Annotated in this window: 16 protein-coding genes; 7 read left to right on the top strand and 9 right to left on the bottom strand. The window is 53.4% G+C overall.

Features of this window, described 5'->3' with window-relative positions:
• Window positions 1-210 precede the first annotated feature (210 nt).
• From mnmE to rpmH, 5 genes are all read right to left on the bottom strand, one after another.
• Window positions 211-1,578 carry a tRNA uridine-5-carboxymethylaminomethyl(34) synthesis GTPase MnmE gene (gene mnmE, locus GXP52_05290; GenBank protein ID NOY86696.1) on the bottom strand — a complete coding sequence of 456 codons (1,368 nt, stop codon included), beginning with the start codon at window positions 1,576-1,578 and terminating at the stop codon, window positions 211-213.
• Window positions 1,579-1,712: 134 nt separating this feature from the next.
• Window positions 1,713-3,494 (bottom strand): membrane protein insertase YidC, encoded by a 1,782-nt coding sequence (gene yidC / locus GXP52_05285; GenBank protein ID NOY86695.1) that lies wholly within the window; start codon window positions 3,492-3,494, stop codon window positions 1,713-1,715.
• Window positions 3,495-3,517: 23 nt separating this feature from the next.
• Window positions 3,518-3,775: a membrane protein insertion efficiency factor YidD gene (gene yidD, locus GXP52_05280; GenBank protein NOY86694.1), complete on the bottom strand. Its 258-nt coding sequence runs from the start codon at window positions 3,773-3,775 to the stop codon at window positions 3,518-3,520.
• Window positions 3,772-4,107: a ribonuclease P protein component gene (rnpA, locus tag GXP52_05275; GenBank protein NOY86693.1), complete on the bottom strand. Its 336-nt coding sequence runs from the start codon at window positions 4,105-4,107 to the stop codon at window positions 3,772-3,774. Before rnpA ends, yidD begins: the two co-directional genes overlap by 4 nt.
• 35 nt (window positions 4,108-4,142) lie before the next feature.
• Window positions 4,143-4,277 carry a 50S ribosomal protein L34 gene (rpmH, locus tag GXP52_05270; protein ID NOY86692.1) on the bottom strand — a complete coding sequence of 45 codons (135 nt, stop codon included), beginning with the start codon at window positions 4,275-4,277 and terminating at the stop codon, window positions 4,143-4,145.
• A 510-nt stretch (window positions 4,278-4,787) separates the two neighbouring features.
• Between rpmH and dnaA the strand changes: the two genes are divergently transcribed.
• The 7 genes from dnaA to GXP52_05235 all read left to right on the top strand — a co-directional run bounded on the left by dnaA (window position 4,788) and on the right by GXP52_05235 (window position 15,494).
• Window positions 4,788-6,194 (top strand): chromosomal replication initiator protein DnaA, encoded by a 1,407-nt coding sequence (gene dnaA, locus GXP52_05265; protein NOY86691.1) that lies wholly within the window; start codon window positions 4,788-4,790, stop codon window positions 6,192-6,194.
• A gap of 343 nt (window positions 6,195-6,537) precedes the next feature.
• Complete coding sequence (locus GXP52_05260; protein NOY86690.1) at window positions 6,538-6,840, top strand: hypothetical protein; 303 nt, start codon at window positions 6,538-6,540, stop codon at window positions 6,838-6,840.
• Between the two features lie 425 nt (window positions 6,841-7,265).
• Entirely contained in the window at window positions 7,266-8,384 is a 1,119-nt protein-coding gene (dnaN, locus tag GXP52_05255) for a DNA polymerase III subunit beta (protein NOY86689.1), read from the top strand.
• A 3-nt stretch (window positions 8,385-8,387) separates the two neighbouring features.
• Window positions 8,388-9,515, top strand: coding sequence for a DNA replication/repair protein RecF (locus GXP52_05250; GenBank protein ID NOY86688.1), 1,128 nt, complete (start codon window positions 8,388-8,390; stop codon window positions 9,513-9,515).
• Between the two features lie 219 nt (window positions 9,516-9,734).
• A complete protein-coding gene (gyrB, locus tag GXP52_05245) occupies window positions 9,735-12,119 on the top strand; it encodes a DNA topoisomerase (ATP-hydrolyzing) subunit B (GenBank protein NOY86687.1) in 2,385 nt (794 codons plus the stop codon).
• 74 nt (window positions 12,120-12,193) lie between these two features.
• Window positions 12,194-14,638, top strand: a complete 2,445-nt coding sequence (gyrA, locus tag GXP52_05240; GenBank protein ID NOY86686.1) for a DNA gyrase subunit A — start codon at window positions 12,194-12,196, stop codon at window positions 14,636-14,638.
• A gap of 1 nt (window position 14,639) precedes the next feature.
• Window positions 14,640-15,494 (top strand): tetratricopeptide repeat protein, encoded by an 855-nt coding sequence (locus tag GXP52_05235; GenBank protein ID NOY86685.1) that lies wholly within the window; start codon window positions 14,640-14,642, stop codon window positions 15,492-15,494.
• A gap of 25 nt (window positions 15,495-15,519) precedes the next feature.
• Here the strand turns inward: GXP52_05235 and GXP52_05230 are convergent, their stop codons facing one another.
• From GXP52_05230 to GXP52_05215, 4 genes are all read right to left on the bottom strand, one after another.
• Window positions 15,520-16,233, bottom strand: coding sequence for a hypothetical protein (locus GXP52_05230; GenBank protein ID NOY86684.1), 714 nt, complete (start codon window positions 16,231-16,233; stop codon window positions 15,520-15,522).
• A 145-nt stretch (window positions 16,234-16,378) separates the two neighbouring features.
• A complete protein-coding gene (locus tag GXP52_05225; GenBank protein NOY86683.1) occupies window positions 16,379-16,756 on the bottom strand; it encodes a response regulator in 378 nt (125 codons plus the stop codon).
• A gap of 193 nt (window positions 16,757-16,949) precedes the next feature.
• Window positions 16,950-18,800, bottom strand: coding sequence for a HAMP domain-containing protein (locus GXP52_05220; protein NOY86682.1), 1,851 nt, complete (start codon window positions 18,798-18,800; stop codon window positions 16,950-16,952).
• A 12-nt stretch (window positions 18,801-18,812) separates the two neighbouring features.
• The coding region (locus tag GXP52_05215) for a hypothetical protein (protein NOY86681.1) at window positions 18,813-19,186 on the bottom strand (374 nt) is incomplete at its 5' end.

Raw genomic sequence — 19,186 nt, 5'->3', positions numbered from 1 at the left:
CCCCATGGTCGCCACACGGGCTATGGCGGACAGGTCGTATAAGTTTCAGCTTCCGCCGGCGCTCTTCGAGCTATGGCGGGACAGGCGCGATGACAGGCCTTGTGCTTATCCTCCCCGTGTCCCCGCCTCCGCTTTTCCCCTCTGGACCCTGGACTCTGGACTTGTTGCCTATCGCCTGCTTTTGGACGTTGGGCATTGAACGTTCTTTAATCATTTCCCGACACAGAACCTGGAGAAAATCTCATCGAGAACATCTTCCGTGGTCACGGTACCGGTGAGATAGCCCAGGTGCATAAGGGCCTCATCCACATCCACCGCCACACATTCGAGACCAACATCATCAGCCAAAGCCTCAAGGGCCCTGCGGCAGCTTCGCTGAGTTCCCCTGAGCGCTTCGGCCTGCCGGACGGAGATGACGACGGCCCCGTCCATTTGTGGAGCGGTCTTGTCCCCGAAACAGGTTTCATAAATGGCCCCCTTAAGGAGATCCAGCCCTTCCCCCGTCAATGCGGAAACACGAACCGTTTCTTCCGGCAGACCCTCAGCAACGGGGGGGAGATCCAGCTTGTTGGCAACTACGATCCGGGTGGCGGCTCCGGTCTCTTGGAGCAGGGACAGGTCCCCCCGACCAAGCCCCCTGGAGGAATCCACCACCAACAACAGCAGGTCGGCACGTTCAATCATCCTTCTCGCCCGGAGGACTCCCTCAACCTCGGCGCCATCCGCATCCATACGAACACCAGCCGTATCCACTATCACAACAGGAACCCCTTTGATGTCCATATGTCCTTCAATGAAGTCCCGTGTGGTCCCGGCCGCCTCGTGAACAATGGCCCGGTCCTCTTTCAGGAGGCTGTTGAGCAGGCTGGATTTTCCGACATTCGGTGTGCCCGCAATTACCACCGAGACACCGGCCTCCATGGCGATCCCTCTGCTTGCGGTCGTCAACAGAGCAGTTGTCATCCGGACTCCGGAATCCAGGAGTTCCGGTATCCTGACCAGTTCCGGTTCCTCGATATCCTCCGAAAAATCCAGTGCCGACTCCAAGACAACCTTGACCTGCAGGAGGATCTCACGGAGGCTTCCCAAGGCCTTCCCCATGGATCCTGCGACCTGATTATACATGACCATGCGGGCTTCGTCAGTCCGCGCATGAATCAGGGAGGCTACTGCTTCGGCCTGCGAAAGGTCCATCCGGCCATTGAGAAATGCCCTTCGTGTAAATTCACCGGCTTCGGCCAGCCTGGCGCCCGCCGCGAGACATGCCTCCAGCAGGGCCCTCATGACAAGAGGGCTTCCGTGGGTCGTCAGCTCCACCGTGTCCTCTCCGGTATAGGAACGGGGTGCCTGAAAGAAAAGAAATACAGCCTGATCGATAGGTTCACTGGGGCGGTCCGGGGGGTGGACACGGCCGACAACGGCTTTCCCGGGGGTCGGTGGAAAATGGCGCCAGGTTGCAGCAGGCAAAAAGATACGTCTTGCGGTTTCAAGGGACTGTGGACCTGAAATGCGGACCATTCCCACCCCCCCCAGGCCGGGCGGGGTGGATATGGCGGCTATTGTCTCTGAATTTTGCACCGGTTACAACGGCTCAGGGCTTTCAAATTATCCCTTTGCCCTTACCCCTTAATTCCTTTAACTAACCAGTTTCTGTTTCCTGGTAAAAAACACTGATTCCCAGGCACTAAGCACAAGGTACCAGGAGCTTATCCCTATTCCTTTTCTACCCCTTTTCCCTTCCTGCCTTTCCCCTTCTTGCCTTTTTCCTTCTTGCCTTTTTCCTTGGCCTGGATCGCTTCGGCTTCGGTTTCCGTTTCCTTGGAACTTTTGTTCAGGAAATATTGGTGCCCGATGGTCAGGATGTTGTTGACCGTCCAGTAAAGAACCAGCCCGGAGGGGAGATTGACAAAAAGGGCGGTGAAGGCAACGGGCATAAACATCATTATCTTTGCCTGTCTGGGATCACCGGTGGTGGGCGTCATCTTCTGCTGCAGGAACATCGTCACACCCATCAAAATCGGTGTGACGTAGTAGGGATCCTTTGCCGACAGATCGGTTATCCAAAAGATGAAGGGGGCATGCCTGAGTTCGATGGCACCGAGAAGTGCCCTGTAGAGGGCGAAGAAAACGGGGATCTGAACCAGGATGGGGAGGCACCCGCCGGCAGGATTGACCTTGTTTTCACGGTAAAGGGCCATGATTTCCTGGTTAAGTCTCTCCTTGTCCTTCTTATGCTTGCTCCTCAAGGCGTTGATCTTGGGCTGAAGCTTTGACATCTTGCTCATGGATCTGTGGCTGGCAGTGGAAAAGGGAATGAAGAAAATCTTAATCAGAATGGTCAGGAATATAATGGATACCCCGTAATTATGGACATATTTATTAAAGAAATTGAGCATGTCCAGAAGAGGCTTGGCGATAATCCCGAATATTCCAAGACCGATGGTTTTGGTAAGTGATGGATCGACGGCCTTGAGGGTCGCCATTTCCTTGGGTCCGATGTAGACGGTGGCATCCGTTTCCTGCCCCTTGCCCGGGTCAAGGCGGACCTGGGCCCAGAGCCCAATTTCTACACGGCCGTCTTCATGCTTTTTTACGAAAGCCCCATCTTCCCCATCGTTGGGAAGGATTGCGGCCGTAAAGTACATATCCATGCTGGCTATCCACTGGGGCAGAAAATCGAAGCGTTCGGTGCCCTCAATCTTCTTCCCAGGGAACTTGCGGGTCTTGCCGCCGACGAGGGCCATTGCCCCTTGGTAGCCGTAGCGTCTGGAACTCAGTTTTTTAAGCTTGCTGCCGGTGGTGGCCTGAACCGGAACAGGGCCCAGTCCGGGAGCCCAGGAAAGGGACAATCGGCCCCCCAGGGGTCCATGGCTCTGATTAAGAACCTTTATATTCACCTTCACCGCGTATGAATCCCCGGAGAAGGAGAAGGTCTTGATCATCTCCAGCCCCTCCGGCGTCCTGTATCGGAACGTAATATCCCCCGTGCCGCCTTCGGGGAGCACCATGTCTTCTCCCTCAACCACGAACAGGGCCGTCCCGAATCCCAGGGGGCCTCCCGCACCCGTAAATTCAGCGCCCAGAGGAAGATCGCCCTTGGCAGGCGCATGAATTATCTCAACGTTGGATTTGGGGTCCTTTTGTACCTCCAGGAATTTTGCGAGGGTAAAACTCTTAAAAACCCCGCCCCTGTTGGTAAGCCTTACGGTGTAAAGAGGGGTCCTGACCGTGAGGACGGTTTCCTTCCGGGCGGCCAGTACCGGTACTTTTTCTGTTGTCGCGAAGGATGGGACCGTTGATGCGGCCCTTGCTGAAGAGTTGGCAAAAGCCTCGATGGGGGGGGTATTATGGGGTTCCACGGTCCCATTTGCCGCCTTCTTCGTCCCCTGCTCAATCAATTGAGGCGTGGGAGCGAAGTACTTCTGGTAGACCAATAAAAAAGCCATCGAAATTACGAGGGCTATTATCAGCCGTTTTCCGTGATCATCTTCCATGAAATTATCTAATCTCCGATCAGTTATTGGCCTTCAGGGATAAAAACCCGCTCGGTTTCCCTGTTTTTCCCGGGTGGAACGGGGTCATATCCTCCCCGGCACAGGGGATGGCAACGGACAAGCCGCCAAAGGATCAGAATACACCCCCGCATAATCCCGCGTTTCTCTATCGCCTCCATTGCATAGGTGGAACAGGTAGGCACAAAGCGGCATGAGGACGGGATGCCGGGTGAAATCCAGCGCCTGTAGAAAAGGAGGAGGGTCAGGAGAAAGCGCTTCATGGTTCGGCCTTAACGAGAAGGCCCGATTTCAAAGCCAGTTTCATAAACTCGTCTTCTATCTCAACATATTCGGCCTGTCCGGCGGGGATCCTGGCGATTACGATAATATCGTGCCCGGGAAGTATGCGGTGCCTGTTCAACCTCTGGATTTCCCGGATCCTCCTCTTTAAACGGTTTCTCGCAACGGCATTTCCGATCTTTCTTGATACGGTTACCCCGAAACGTGAGATTGGCAGGTTATTGGTGCTGTTCAGTAGAATCAGATATCGCCCTCTACATCCGCGGCCCTTCCTTTGAATCCTTAAATAATCTGCTCGGGAACGGACGCGTATGGACCGGGGAAACCTGAGAACCGACGGATAATTTTTCAGACGGTCAGGCGTTTTCTTCCCCTGGCCCGTCTTCTTTTAAGGATCAGGCGGCCGCCCTTTGTACTCATGCGAACCCGAAACCCGTGGGTTCGCTTCCTTGAAAGATTGCTGGGCTGATAGGTTCTCTTCAAGGTATACCCTCCTTCAGCCTACGAGCCGGCTCAGGCTGATAATTGCGTTGATCTTTTCTTACGGAACGTGACTATATAACAAAGAACCATCCTACATTCAAGCCGTTTTCCGTCTTTTTGACATTCGGCAGCCTACCTCGATGGACAATTTCCCTTGAATAAAACAGTAACCTTCTGATATATGAAACATTGCCCTGTAGGACGGATCGCCGGATGGGGGTCGGCCCGTTTTTCCTTGGATGTCGGGCGTCGGTTTCGTTTCGAAATTTTATTCCTTTTCCACCGGAGCTTTCATGGGGTAAGTTACCGGGAAAACGGATTATTATCTTTCCATTCCACAATTCAACAGGTCCCGCAAAAAACGGTTTCAATTATGTGCTGTTTGGTACCTAACGTATTGTTTTTACGTGATTATTCCGGTTTTCCACAGGTGTGGATAAGCCTGTGTGTAAACAAAAAAATTTCAAACATAGTTTGGACTGTACATAACCCAAGGTAAAGTAACGAAAAATGCAGGCAACCGAGCTCTGGAAAAAAATTCTTATCTCCCTTCGTGACGAGGTCAACACGCAGATCTTTAACACCTGGTTTGAGCCTCTTTCGCCTGTTAGTCTGGATGATGAACATCTCTTCTTAGAGACCCCTCATTCTTTCATCCGGGACTGGATTGAAGACCATTATATTGACACCCTTAATGCGACCATCCGGGGCCTTACAGACAAAAAGATGTCCGTGCGGATTCTCGTTAATGAGGCGCCTGCCCCGAAACCTCCCGGGAAGAAGCACCCCGTTTCAAAAAATAAGGCTTCCGCCGCGAGCGCGCCGACATCCGCGAGAGGGGCTCATAAAAAGGAGGTGGATGCAAGTTTAAGGTCGGGATCCATGCCCAATGGCGGCCTTAATCCAAAATACAATTTCGATTCCTTTGTGGTGGGATCCTCCAACCAGTTTGCCCGTGCCGCGGCTCTTGCGGTGGCGGAAAACCCGGCACGATCATACAATCCGCTTTTTATTTATGGTGGTGTGGGCCTTGGAAAGACCCATCTCATGCATGCCATCGGGCACCTGGCTCAGGAACGCAATCCCGAGCTTCGTTTGTGTTACATGTCCTCCGAAAGGTTCATGAACGAGCTTATCAACTCCCTTCGCTTCGATAGAATGCCCCAGTTCAGGGAAACATACCGTACCATGGACATCCTCCTGGTTGACGATATTCAGTTTATTGCCGGTAAGGAGCGCACACAGGAGGAGTTTTTCCACACATTTAATACCCTTTTCGACTCTCACAAGCAGATTGTAGTGTCCTCCGACAAATATCCGCGGGAAATCCCCGATCTCGAGGAACGCCTGCGTTCACGGTTCGAGTGGGGCCTTGTGGCGGATATCCAGCCTCCTGATCTTGAGACAAAAGTGGCTATCCTTGAGAAGAAGGGCGAGCAGTTTCAGGTCTCCATCCCCCAGGAGGTTGCCCTTTTCCTGGCCGAGAATACGACCTCCAACATAAGGGAACTAGAGGGGTATCTCCTGAGGGTAATCGCCTTTGCCACCATCAGGAAAACAAAAAACATTTCAATGGAACTTACCAGGGAAGCCCTGAAAAACTTTCTTGATCAGAAGAACAAGGTTATCACTGTGGAGGACATACAGAAAAAGGTGAGCGTTTTCTACAACGTCAAGATCAGCGACCTGAAAGCCAAGAAAAAGAATAAAACCCTTATTCTCCCCAGACATACCGCTATGTATCTCATTCGAAAATTGACCGATCTTTCATTGCCTGAAATCGGGCGGTACTTCGGTGGGCGGGACCACACCACTGTCCTGCACGCCATTCACAAAATACACAATATTATGGAAACGGACTCCGATTACGTACAGACCATCGAGAACCTCACAAGAGACATCGAGGGAAACACATAAAGGCCGTATTTCCTGTTGACAGCTCTGTTGATAAAGAGCTTTTTACTTCCTCCCGCTCATTCACCTGTGGACCGAAGACAGTTTTCCACAGATCCTTCCCCCAATCATTCCCCATGGATTACCTTGCAGGTGTAAGAGGTTATGGGAACATTCCACAAAATCACAGGTCCTTCTTATGCTTCTACTGAATTATATCTTTAAAGAAACATTATAGTAATACGTTACAGGTTGTGGGGCAAAGCACGTTCAACGTTCAACGGGGGTAAAATCAGTCCAGAGTCCAGAGGGGAAGAGCGGAAGCTGAAACTTATACGACCTGTCCGCCATAGCCCGTGTGGCGACCATGGGGAGCCGCAGCGAAAATTCTGATTTAACAGGGATGAAGGGGATGGAAGGGATAAGGCAAACACCGGAAGCGGATAAAACCTTAAAACTTTGGGTTAAAGAGCAGCTCGCCGCGAGAAAGCGCGTTGCTGGAGGACACGGAAAAAATCAGAAATCTTTCGAGTTTAAGGAGCAGCTTGCCGCGACAGGGCGCGTTATTTCACCACAGTGCAGCCGCTTAAAGGCTGCTCCACAGATGGGTTTAAAAACAGGGTTTAAAAGAGGTGAGATTAGGATAAGGTTTAAAACTACTGATCTTTGATTTTACCCTGTGTAACCCTACCTGTCCTGAGCAAGCGGAGTGCGTCGAAGGGTGGTGTGACCTTCGAGCGGTCATGCCCTTCGACAGGCTCAGGACACCGCTGTGGTAAATGGGCTTTGAACGTTGAACGTTGAACCTTGAACTTTCTTCATTCCGTTGAACTTTGAACATTGAACGTTTTTTCCTCGTTTTATATAAAACAAGTGTTAAGTGTTGCTTTACGCTAAAGCTTTTTGTGTGTAAAATGTTGGGTAGTTTTTTATGTTTTTTCGGAAAACCGGACAGGGCATTGTCCTTAGCCGGTTTGTATAAACACCGGCTGTCGAGATTTCCCTTATTATCCTTGAATGGCGGGCTGTTCACGCAGAAATGTTCAGCCGCGCGGCAAGGGGGAAAGGCAGCCTATCAGGAAGAGGAGGTTTCAGGTGCTTGCATTCTCTATTAACAGGGAATCTTTTCTGCTGGGATTATCCCGTGTTCAAAGCATCGTGGAGAGGAAAAATACCGTGCCTATCCTCAGCAACGTGCTGCTGGATGGAACCGGAGAAAGGTTGAAGCTGCTGGCCACCGACATGGAAGTCGGCATCAGCGGCCATCTTGACGCTTCCATTAAAAGCGAGGGGGCAATAACCATCTCCGCCAGGAAGCTCTTCGAGATTATCAAGGAATTGCCGGCCGAGGCGAATATCAATTTCCGTGTTAATGAAGAAAATGTGTCGGAGATCACCTGCGGAAACTCATCTTTCGAGCTTAAAGGCCTGTCAGCCCAGGATTTTCCCAATCTTCCGTCCTATGATGAGAGCACATTTCTCACTCTTGATGCGTCGGAACTCAAGGAGATGATAAAAAGGACCATCTACGCCGCGTCCACCGACGAAACACGGTACAATCTCACCGGGGTGTTGTTTGAAATGGAGGAAACGGAGGGGAACAACATTGTTCGCATGGTGGCCACCGACGGGCACCGGCTGGCCTTGATCGAAAAAACGGCGAAGGGGGATATTCGACCCGGTGAGAGCGTTGTCATTCCGCGCAAATCCCTCATTGAAGTCCGCCGGCTCCTCGATGAAGGGGATGAATCCATCGAGCTGGATTTTCAAAAGCAGCACGGTGTTTTCAGAAAGGACTCCATTGTTCTGACAACCAGACTTATCGACATGTCCTTCCCCAACTATCAGCAGGTTATCCCAACCGATAAAACGGGGACAGCAATCATAGAGCGGGAGATTCTCATGTCAGCCATAAAGAGGGTCTCCATTCTCTCGTCCGAAAGATCTCGAGCCGTTGGATTCTCCTTCTCCGGCCAAAGCCTTACGGTTCACACCAATAATCCGGACCTGGGCGCCGCAACGGAATCCGTCCCCATTGCCTATGACGGAAATGACATCGAGGCTACTTTTAACGCGCGTTACATGTTGGATACCCTTTCCTCCATGAGCGAGGACGAGATCCAGATCGATCTCAAGGACAATCTGAGCCCCTGCAGGATATTACAGAAAGACGATATAAGCTACGTAGCGGTCATAATGCCCATGCGCCTCTGAAATATGAGGCTACTCTGGACGGATCTGAAATCATTTCGGAACTTAGATGGGCAGCGGATTGATCTTGATTCACGATACAACCTGCTCATTGGAAAGAACGGACAGGGCAAGACGAACATTCTCGAGGCCATCGCTTACCTTGGAACGCTTAAATCCTTCCGATCCGCCACCCGGTCCGAGATGATTCGATATGGAAGCACAACATGCAGGGTGGCCGGAGGGATACGATACGGTGAAGTTACCGCCACAGTCTCCTTCGCGTTGACCCCGCAAGGACGGGTACAGTTCCTCGATGACAGGAAAATCCCCTCCCCGGAGGAGTATCTCAGGGAGGTGGCCGTCGTAAGTTTCATCCCGGAAGATGTGGGGATCGTGAGCGGATCCCCATCCAGAAGAAGGAAGGTTATCGACCGGGCTGTTTTCGAAACCCGGCCGACCTATGTCAGGGAGTACAGACAATACCTTAAAGTCCTCCGGCATCGGAACGCACTCCTGCGCAGACGGAGCGTGTCGGATGAAGAGCTGGAGAGCTGGAACAGTTCTTTCGCAAAGGCCGGCGCCGCCCTCGTTAAAGGCAGGCTGGATCTTCTCTCGGACATTAATCCGGTGATGGAAAAGCTGGGGCGGGCTTTTGGATTTGATGGCGAGTTATCCCTCAGGTATATTCCGTCGATTGATATTACGGAACCGGACGCGAAGAAGCAGGAAATCGTCCTGTCGATACTTCATAAACTGGAAGAAGTGAACCGGCGCGAACGGGAAACGGGCCATACCATCGTGGGCCCCCACAGGGACAACATCCTGTTTGTTGCCCAACGGGGAAAAAAGGAAGGGAGCGGTTTTGATCTTGGACGCTACGGATCCCAGGGCCAGAAAAGGGTTGCGGTCCTGGCGTTCAAACTGGCCCTGGCCAAGGTGATCAAGCGGACAAGGGGTGTCTGGCCGCTTATTCTTCTTGATGATGTGGCATCCGAACTCGACCCGGCGCGAAGGGAAGACCTCGGGAAGCTGATCAGGGAGACGGGTGCGCAGTTTATCATTACCACGACATCTGAGGAATCCAGGTTTTTAAACAGGGAGGAGGGGTCCGTGTTTAGCGTGGACAATGGGAGTGTGACGCAACTGATGTAAACAGCTTGCGCTGCAAGTCATTGATTTGGGCGCCCCGTAAGTGAACGCATTGATGACTTTTTGCGAAGTCATCAACACTTGAGCGTTCTTCGATGTTCGAAAGTATAACCAAACCGTCTGGAGGAACTGTTTTTGGCTGACGAAACAGGAAAAGGAACCCCCCCCCAGGGGCACAAAAAAACCTCTGATCAGAGATATACCGCGGAAGAAATCAAGGTCATGGAGGGGCTTGAAGCGGTTCGACGGCGGCCGGCGATGTATATCGGCAATACCTCCGCCGAGGGACTCCATCATCTGGTCTACGAGGCGGTGGACAACAGTATTGACGAGGCCATGGCCGGCTACTGCGATAGGGTGTTGGTCACCATCAGGGTTGATAACAGCATAGTGGTAGAGGACAACGGACGCGGGATTCCGGTGGGCTGGCATAAAAAAGGCAAGAAATCCGCCGCCGAGGTTGTTATGACCACTTTGCATGCGGGGGGCAAATTCGAAAACTCGGCATATAAGGTTTCCGGCGGCCTTCACGGTGTGGGGATATCGGTGGTCAACGCCCTGTCCGAGAAGCTTGACCTGGAGATCTGGATGGACGGAAAAGTATACCAGCAGTCCTACGTTCGGGGTAAGCCCATCAGGAAGCTGGAGGAGGTGGGCAAAACCCGGAAGAGGGGAACCAAAGTCACTTTTCTGCCCGATGCGGATATCTTTGAGGATATCGATTTTTCGTTCGATACCCTTTCCAGGCGTCTCCGTGAACTATCCTTTCTCAACGCCGGGGTTTTCATAAGCATCGAGGACGAACGTACCAACAAGAAGAACGAATTTCACTACAAGGGGGGCATCGTATCGTTTGTCCAGCACCTGAACCGGAATCGATCCACCATCCACAAAAAACCGGTGGCAATCTATGGGGAAAGGGACGATGTAACCGTAGATATTGCATTCCAGTACAACGACGGTTACTCCGAAAACCTCTTCTCCTTCGCCAACAACATCAACACCCACGAAGGGGGTAGTCATCTGGTAGGGTTCAAGGCGGCGCTTACGCGGACGGTCAACGCCTATGCCACGGCAAACAATCTCCTGAAAAATATCAAGACCACCCTTTCGGGTGATGATATCCGAGAGGGACTTACCGCTGTAATATCGGTCAAGCTTCCCGAACCACAGTTCGAGGGTCAGACAAAGACCAAGCTTGGAAACAGCGAAATCAAGGGTCTGGTTGAAACCATGGTAAACGATAAACTGGGGGTTTTCATGGAGGAGAACCCCACGGTGGCCCGGAAGATTGTATTTAAAGGGACCGAAGCGGCCCGTGCAAGGGAAGCCGCCCGAAGGGCCAAGGAGTTAACAAGGCGAAAAGGCGCCCTGGATGTGGCGAACCTTCCCGGTAAATTGGCCGATTGCCAGGCGAAAGATCCGGCCATTGCCGAACTTTTCCTGGTGGAGGGTGATTCAGCAGGTGGATCAGCCAAACAGGGCAGGGATCGTCATATCCAGGCCATCCTCCCCCTTCGGGGCAAGATCCTCAACGTGGAGAAGGCCCGCTTCGACAAGGTGTTAAGCAACCAGGAGATCCGTACCATCATAACGGCCCTCGGGTCGGGGGTGGGCAGTGACGTGGACCTGGAAAAGCTGCGCTACCACAAGATCATCATCATGACCGACGCGGACGTGGATGGATCCCACATCCGCACTCTTCTGTTGACCTTCTTTTACCGTCAGATGCCGGGGCTTTTAGATAGAGGTTTCCTGTACATCGCCCAACCACCGCTTTACCGGATCAAAAAAGGCCGGGAGGAAAAATACCTTCAGGATGAGAAGGAATTAAATGCCCACCTCATGGAAATGGGGGTGCAGGACCTGCGGTTGACCCTGCCTTCAACCGGTGAATCCTACGAAAACGCCAAACTCGGGGCGGTTTTTACCAGCGCGGCTCGATTTGTCGAGTTGATGGAACGGTTCGAGCAGCGTCATGTTGATCCGAGGGTGGTTTTGGCGTTGACTCTTGAGGGTGTGGACATTCAGACTCTCAGGGACCCGGATGTCATGAGACGGGCCATGGACAACATCATTGCCTATCTGAAAACGGTGTTCCCGGAGGCCGAACCCGTTGACGTTCAGATGATAGAGGATGAAGAACATTCCTGCACCGTTGCCAAGGTGACCTCCAGAAAAAACGGCTCCCGTTGGGTTACCGAGATCAACCCGGATCTCCTGAAAAGACCGAAGACCCAGGAGATGAAGCGTCTGGCAAAAGGGTTGAAGATTATTGGTACGGAGCTGGTAGTGACCGGGACCGATAAGGACGAAAAAGAGAAGGAACTCCTCCGCACATCGCGAATCGATGATCTGGTAAGATTCATCATGACCAGGGGCCGGAAAGGCGTCAACATCCAGCGTTATAAAGGCCTGGGAGAGATGAATCCGGAACAGCTGTGGGAGACCACCATGGACCCGAAGAACCGGTCCCTTTTAAGGGTGTCCATTGAGGATGTGGTGAGCGCCGACGATATATTTTCAATTCTCATGGGAGATGCGGTCGAACCACGCCGGGAGTTCATCGACAAAAACGCCCTGAGCGCAAAAAATCTTGATATATAAGCAGGATGGACTCGTGAAATAGCTCGAAAAGACTTTTTACGAGGTTGTCAAACTGGACCATTACCGGGAGTGAAATGAGCGAGCTAATCCAACAGGTAGACGCGCCGATTAAAAATGTGAATATCGAGGAGGAGATGAAAACCTCGTATCTCGACTACGCCATGAGCGTGATCGTGGGTCGAGCGCTTCCGGATATCCGTGACGGTCTCAAGCCGGTTCATCGACGAACCCTGTTCGCCATGCACGAGCTGGGCAACAACTACAACAAGTCCTACAAGAAGTCGGCCCGTATTGTCGGTGATGTTATCGGCAAGTTCCATCCCCACGGCGACACGGCCGTTTACGACACCATCGTTCGCATGGCCCAGGTATTCTCTTTGAGATACCCCATGGTGGATGGACAGGGGAACTTCGGATCCATTGACGGCGATGCTGCCGCCGCCATGCGGTATACAGAGGTGCGCATGACACGGCTGGCCGGCGAACTAATTGCTGACATCGACAAGGACACCGTGGATTTCGGACCAAACTACGACGAGACACTTGCCGAACCCCTGGTTTTCCCGGCCCGCTTCCCGGGCCTTCTGGTAAACGGTTCGTCGGGCATCGCGGTTGGAATGGCCACCAATATCCCGCCGCACAACCTGGCGGAAGTCACCACTGCATGCATCCACCTCATTAAGAATCCGGATGCCCCGGTTGAGGAACTCATGGAGATTCTTCCTGGTCCGGATTTCCCCACCGCGGGGTTCATCTACGGAACCAGTGGCATCCGAAATACGTACACCACGGGCCGGGGGCACATCCAGATGAGGGCCCGCTCCCTTGTTGAGTATCGGGAAAAAGGCAAGACCAGGATCGTCATCACCGAGCTGCCCTACCAGGTCAACAAGGCCAGGCTGGTGGAGAAGATCGCCGAACTGGTCAAGGATAGGAAAATCGAAGGGATCTCGGATCTGAGGGACGAATCGGACCGGGAAGGGATGAGAATTGTTCTGGAGCTTAAGCGTGACGAGATCGCCGAGGTAATACTCAACCAATTGTACTCCATGACCCAGATGAAAACCACCTTCGCCGTTCAAATGCTGGCCATCCATCGTAACCGGCCGGTCCTGTGCAGTCTCCCACAGATGCTGGGTTATTTCATCGATTTCAGGGTAGAGGTCGTCACCCGACGCACACAGTTCCTCCTTACCAGGGCCGAGGAGAGGGCCCATATCCTTGAAGGGCTCAAGATCGCCCTGGACAACATAGACGAGGTGGTGGACCTTATTAAAAAGTCCGCTGATGTTCCCGCGGCCCGTACCGGCCTTATTACCCGGTTCGGTCTCAGCGAGCGTCAGTCCAACGCCATCCTGGAAATGCGCCTGTCCCGTCTCACCGGTCTGGAGAGGGAAAAGATCGACCATGAGCTGCGCGACATAAACGTCGAGATCGCCCGCCTCCGCGGCATCCTGGCCGATGAAAGCATACTGCTCGCGGTTATCATCGAGGAACTCGAGGAAATACGGGACCGCTTCGGTGATGAACGACGCACCGAAATCGTAGCCGACACTGAAGATCTGTCGTTAGAGGATCTTATCCTGGATGAGGAAATGCTTGTCACCGTTTCCCACGCCGGATACATCAAGAGGAGCTCCATCGGTCTTTACAGGAGCCAGCATCGCGGGGGGAAGGGATTAACGGGGTTGTCCATGAGGGATCAGGATTTTGCCGAGAATATCTTCGTGGCATCGACCCACAGCTATATCCTTTTCTTCACAGACCGTGGAAGACTCCACTGGCGCAAGGTTCACCAGGTGCCCCAGCTGGGCAGGGCCGCGAGGGGAAAGGCCATGGTGAACCTGCTGAACCTGGAAAAAGGAGAGGTCGTCACCGCATATCTTTCGGTCAGGGAATTTTCGGAAGACCACTATGTTCTTATGGTTACCGAAAAAGGGGTCGTGAAAAAGACCGCTCTTTCCGCCTTTTCAAACCCCCGGGCTCCGGGCATAATCGCCCTTGCTCTGGACCAGGGAGATCGGCTCATCTCCACCGTTATCACCGATGGCGTACGCCACATCCTGATGGCCACCAGGAAAGGGAGGGGAATCCGGTTCCACGAGAATGATGTCCGGGCGATGGGACGCACCGCACGGGGCATGAGAGGAATCAACCTGGAGCCGGGCGACCGCGTTGTAGGCATGGAACTGGTCAACGACGCCGCATTCCTTCTCACGGTTACCGAGACAGGTTATGGTAAGCGTACGCCTATGAAGGATTTCAACGCCATCCATAGGGGAGGCAAAGGGGTGCGTGCGGTGAAAGTAACCGAAAAGGGCGGCGGCCTTGTGGGGATTTTGCAGGTTGGGTCCGAGGAGGAGATCATGGCTATCACGGATGCCGGGCGTCTCATCAGGATCCCCGTGAAAGGAATTTCCATTTACGGCCGAAACTCCCAGGGAGTGAAGCTTATGGATATGTCCGACACGGGTGAAAAGGTGGTGTCGATCGCGCTGGTTCAGGAGGGCGAGGAGTAGTTTGAAAGAAGGGCCGGTGCGGGACATGAAAAGCATCCCATGGGATACCGGGTCGAAAACAACATTACTGGTTTTCCTTGTTCTGGCGATAATCCTGCTGTTCGGGTTTTCATCGTGTTCCTCCCGGTCCAGGGAAGAGGCTCTCTTCAAAGAAGCCATGGCGGCGCTGGATCAAGGGCTGGACGGTGCCGCGGTGGAATACCTTACCCAGTTCCTGGTTCGATACCCCAAAAGCGAGCTTGTCGAGGAGGCCCTTTATCAGAGGGGTACTATCTATCAGGTGTACCAGAGCCGCTACCAGGATGCCGTCAGCGACTACCGTGAACTGCTGGACCGGTTTCCGGATGGAAAAAGATCCTTGGAAAGCAGGCTGGCGCTTGCCGAGATTTTCAAGCAGAAGCTGGATAATTGTCAACTGGCCATTGTCCAATATCAGAAACTTATCTCCGATTTCGATACGGTAGTGGATGACGACAAATATCAGTTTCAAATAGCGGCATGCTATTTTGAGCTTCTCAACTTTGACCAATCGCTCCTGGAATACAGGATCCTCATAGACCAATATCCGGCGAGCCCCCTCGTTGATGACGCCTATTTCCAGATTGCCGCCGTTCTTCAGACGCAGGGAAAGGCTAAGGAGGCCGAGCGGGCATGGCGTACATACATGGCCCGCTACCCCGCGGGAAAACACATCACGGATGCCGAGTTCGGGCTGGCCTCGACCCTGGAGGAGGAGGAAAAGCTGAAGGAGGCCCTGGCCCTTTACCAGGAGATTTTCGATAAATACGACAACAAGGAAGCAATCTCCTGGCGGATCGAAAGGGTGAGGGACAGGCTGAAGGCGAGGAAGAGGTAGAAACGGAAAGCAGCTTTCTGTTTCGTCAAAAGGTTCCCCTGGCGAGATATCTCTCCACGAAAACGGAAAACAGGGAGCGATGATCGTCATTGATCCCCTGGAACATGATCCCCATGCCTGGGGGGATATTGTTTTCCCGTTGGATGTTGGCGCGTGCCACAACGCCGTTCATAATTAGTTTTGACCCGGATGAGGGCAAGGAGAACCTCATGTTAACGGGGCCTCCGTTTGGAAAGGGGTCGGGGGTTTTGATGTACATGCCCCCGACACCGAAATCGTGGGTTTCCAGGCGTTGGGGCGCTTGTCTGACTGTGTGATATTCGGGTGTTACCAGGACCGGGAAATTCATAATCGATCGCAGATGCTGGCGGCGGTTTTTAAAGAGGGAACCTTCCAGGTTTTTGAAAAAGGATCTGATTGAAAGGGGCCACATCATTACCGAGTAGGCGCCGGCCGCGATGGCGGCGCTCCGGAAAAACTCGTCGGTTTGACTTGAGACTATATGGACCGGTAATTTTCTGAACTTGGGATCGTCTTTTATGGTTCGGCACAGTTGGATGGAATCCTTTTCGCCCAGATGGTCGCCGCAGATAACGGCGTCCTGCATGTCCAGCCGAAGAAGGCGGAGCCCCGATTCAACATCGCCGCGGAGCAGGCTTAGATATCCCAGCCGTTCGATAACCTGTCCCATATACCTTCGATTATAGCCGTCACCCTCAATTACAAGCACTCTCTTCAAGGTAGAATCTCCTGAAAAACACCGGGGTTGTGGATGCACATCAGGATGTGCAGTTTGCACCGGTCTGTGGGCATTCGGCCAGGGCCATCTTTCCGGCCGAGGTTTCCATACTGTAGGATGTCTATCATGTTGCATCTTGAATAACCTACGAGGCACGAAGCATAAGTTTTTCGGTGACATCTATTATCTGGGAAACATCAAATGGCTTTTGCACCAACCCATCGACACCAAGCCAGTCGATCTCCTCGAGGATCTCATCGAAAATGGAGGCTGTAATCACCACGATCTTTGACTCTATGGACATCTGTTTGATCTCTCGAAGGAGCTGGAATCCGTTGAATCCCGGCATCATACAGTCCAGAAAGATCATGGCCGGTGTAACATGGCTGAGGATTTTCATCGCCCGGGTGGCATTCAGAGCCACCATGACCTGGAAATCGTCGCCAAGTATCGTTTCGAGCGTATCTAAAATGCCCTGGCAATCGTCTACAACTAGTACAGCCTGGTTTTTTCCCCGCATCATTTCCTCCCGGAATTCATCCTTAAGGTTAGGTTGTTATTACAAAGAGCGGACAAACCGTTGTCTGCCTGAATTCAGCAAATTCCGCGCCAGTCCGGGGAATTACTAAAACTTCTTTAAATTCAATGTGTTAGGATTGATACAGTCGAATCGGGCGAAACGACTGCCTACGAACGTGGGCAGTTTCAGGCCTGCATCAGGGCCGGAAACGGCTGACCTGATCAACCTTGGCTTCAGGAAGTGAAATGGTGAAGGTGGTTCCGACTCCGCGTTCACTGGCAACCTCAATGGATCCGTTTTGATCCTCAATGATCTTGTTGGTAACCGCAAGGCCGAGCCCCGTCCCCTTTTCCTTGCTGGTGAAGAACGGGTTGAAGACCTCCTGGACATCATTCATGGGTATCCCGATCCCGGTATCCGATATCCGCAGTGCGATGATTGGAGTCTTCCCGTCCTCCTCTTCCCTGATGACCTCTATCGTCAACCTTCCGCCATGGGGCATAGCCTGTACGGCGTTGAGGATCACATTATAAATGGCGCGGGTAAGGTAGGATTCATCGGCAATCACCATCAGGGACGCGGCCCCGCCGAGGGGCCGAACATCGATGCCCGCGGCCTGAATCTCCGGTTCGAGGGTCTCCAGGACCTGTTCCACACAGGGAAAGATATCCATGGGCACGAGCTGCATCCTTGGCCTTCGGACAAGGTCCAGCAGATTTTCAAGGAGTTCGTTTACACGGTCAAGCTCCCTCGGAACGATGCGGTTGAACTTGCCGCGAAAAACCGCGCTCTGGTATTTCGCCGGAAACATCTGGACAAATGCCCGGACCGCCGTCAAGGGGTTCCTGATCTCGTGGGCCAGTCCGGCTGCAAAGGTTCCCAGCGCGGCGAGCCTGTCGGCCCTCCGTACCTTTTCTTCCAGGGATTTTTTCTCCGTAAGGTCCTGCATGAGGGCCAACAGCCCGACGGATGGCCCGTCGGGTTCCTGTATGTGCGCTGTGGAAACCTCCAGGATCCTGAATGTGCCGTCCTCCGCCTCCCATCGGATTTCCCTTCCCTGAACTGTGTTCTGGTCCACCGTGCCGCCGCGCAGCATTCCGGTGAGCGGGTTATCCGGGCCCCAGACTTCCATTGGGCTTCTGCCGATGACCTGCGAATCCTTCGTTCCAAGGAGTTCCTCGCTTTCCCGGTTGAAAGATGTGATCTTCCCACCGGCGTCCAGGGTAATCAGCCCGTTGGTTATGGAAAGAAGGACAAGGTCGCTGAAGTCTTTGAGGCTTCGGATTTCCTTCAGGTTCCTCTCCAGGCCTTCGCGCTGCTCCAGGAGCCTTTCCACCATCCAGTTGAAATTATCGGCCAGGTTTTGAATCTCATCCCCTGTCCTGGTCTCGATGCGCGTGTCGAAGTTTCCTTCAGACACCTGGACGGTGGCCTCCACCAGGCTTCCGAGGGGGACGGTGATCCTGCGGGTGAACATGGCCGAGATGAACCAGCCGGCGAGAATCCCGGACAGCCCCAGAAAAAAGATCACCATGTTAGCCTGGCGAATCTGGTTGAAGACGTTGTCCAATCTGAACCCCAGCCGGACAGTACCCCATATCTGCGCTGCCCCGGGGAGCGTCACGGGCATGATGATGTCCAACCCCGGTCCCTCGTACCCCTTGATAAGGGTCCCCCCCACGACCGGGCCCTCGGCGGAGCGAAGTTCCTTGCTCAAAGGAGCAGCCCTCTCATGCGCCCCGGGCTCACCCTGCCCGGTAAAGGCGGCCACCTTGCCCTCCTTGTCGTAGAGGATGACATAGGCGATGTCCGGGTTGCGGGAGGCCGCTTCGGCCTTCTGCTCCAGGGCCACGTAGTTATAGTTGACGAAATCATTGGAAGAGGAGGCGGAAATGCTGTGTGCCAGCTCGACGGCCGTTCGGCGGGACTGTTCGATCAGTATCTTTCGTCCCTGGTGGGCTACGAACCACCCGATGATGAACACGATCCCGGCTATGGTCAGCCCGAAAAGAAGGGTCAGCCTTCTCCGGAGGGTGGTGCGCCGCATCGCGGATGACCCTCAGGAACCGGGCGAAACCCTGACCTGGCGGAGGGGTAGATAGGGTGTCCCGATGGCGGGCAGATCGATACCGCTCACGTAGCCCTGAAAGGCGACCTGGGTGGCGATATCGAGGACGGGGATGACGGGCGCCTTTTCAAGGATGATCCTTTCGGCCTTTCGGTACATCCTCGAGCGGCTTGTCGGATCGGTCTCGCTTCTAGCCCCATCCAGCAGGCGGTCAACCTCCGGATCGCTGAACCCGGTGAAGTTCGCCTTCCCCCCGGTCTCGAAAAGGGGGGAAAGGAAGTCATCGGGGTCCGGGACGTCGGCGTACCAGGCATACCGGAAGAAGGGATAGCGTTTTTCCTCCAGACCCCTGGAAAACTCGTCCC

The sequence above is a fragment of the Deltaproteobacteria bacterium genome (genome assembly GCA_013151915.1).
Taxonomy (GTDB): domain Bacteria; phylum BMS3Abin14; class BMS3Abin14; order BMS3Abin14; family BMS3Abin14; genus BMS3ABIN14.
This window is presented reverse-complemented; position numbering and strand designations above follow the sequence as displayed.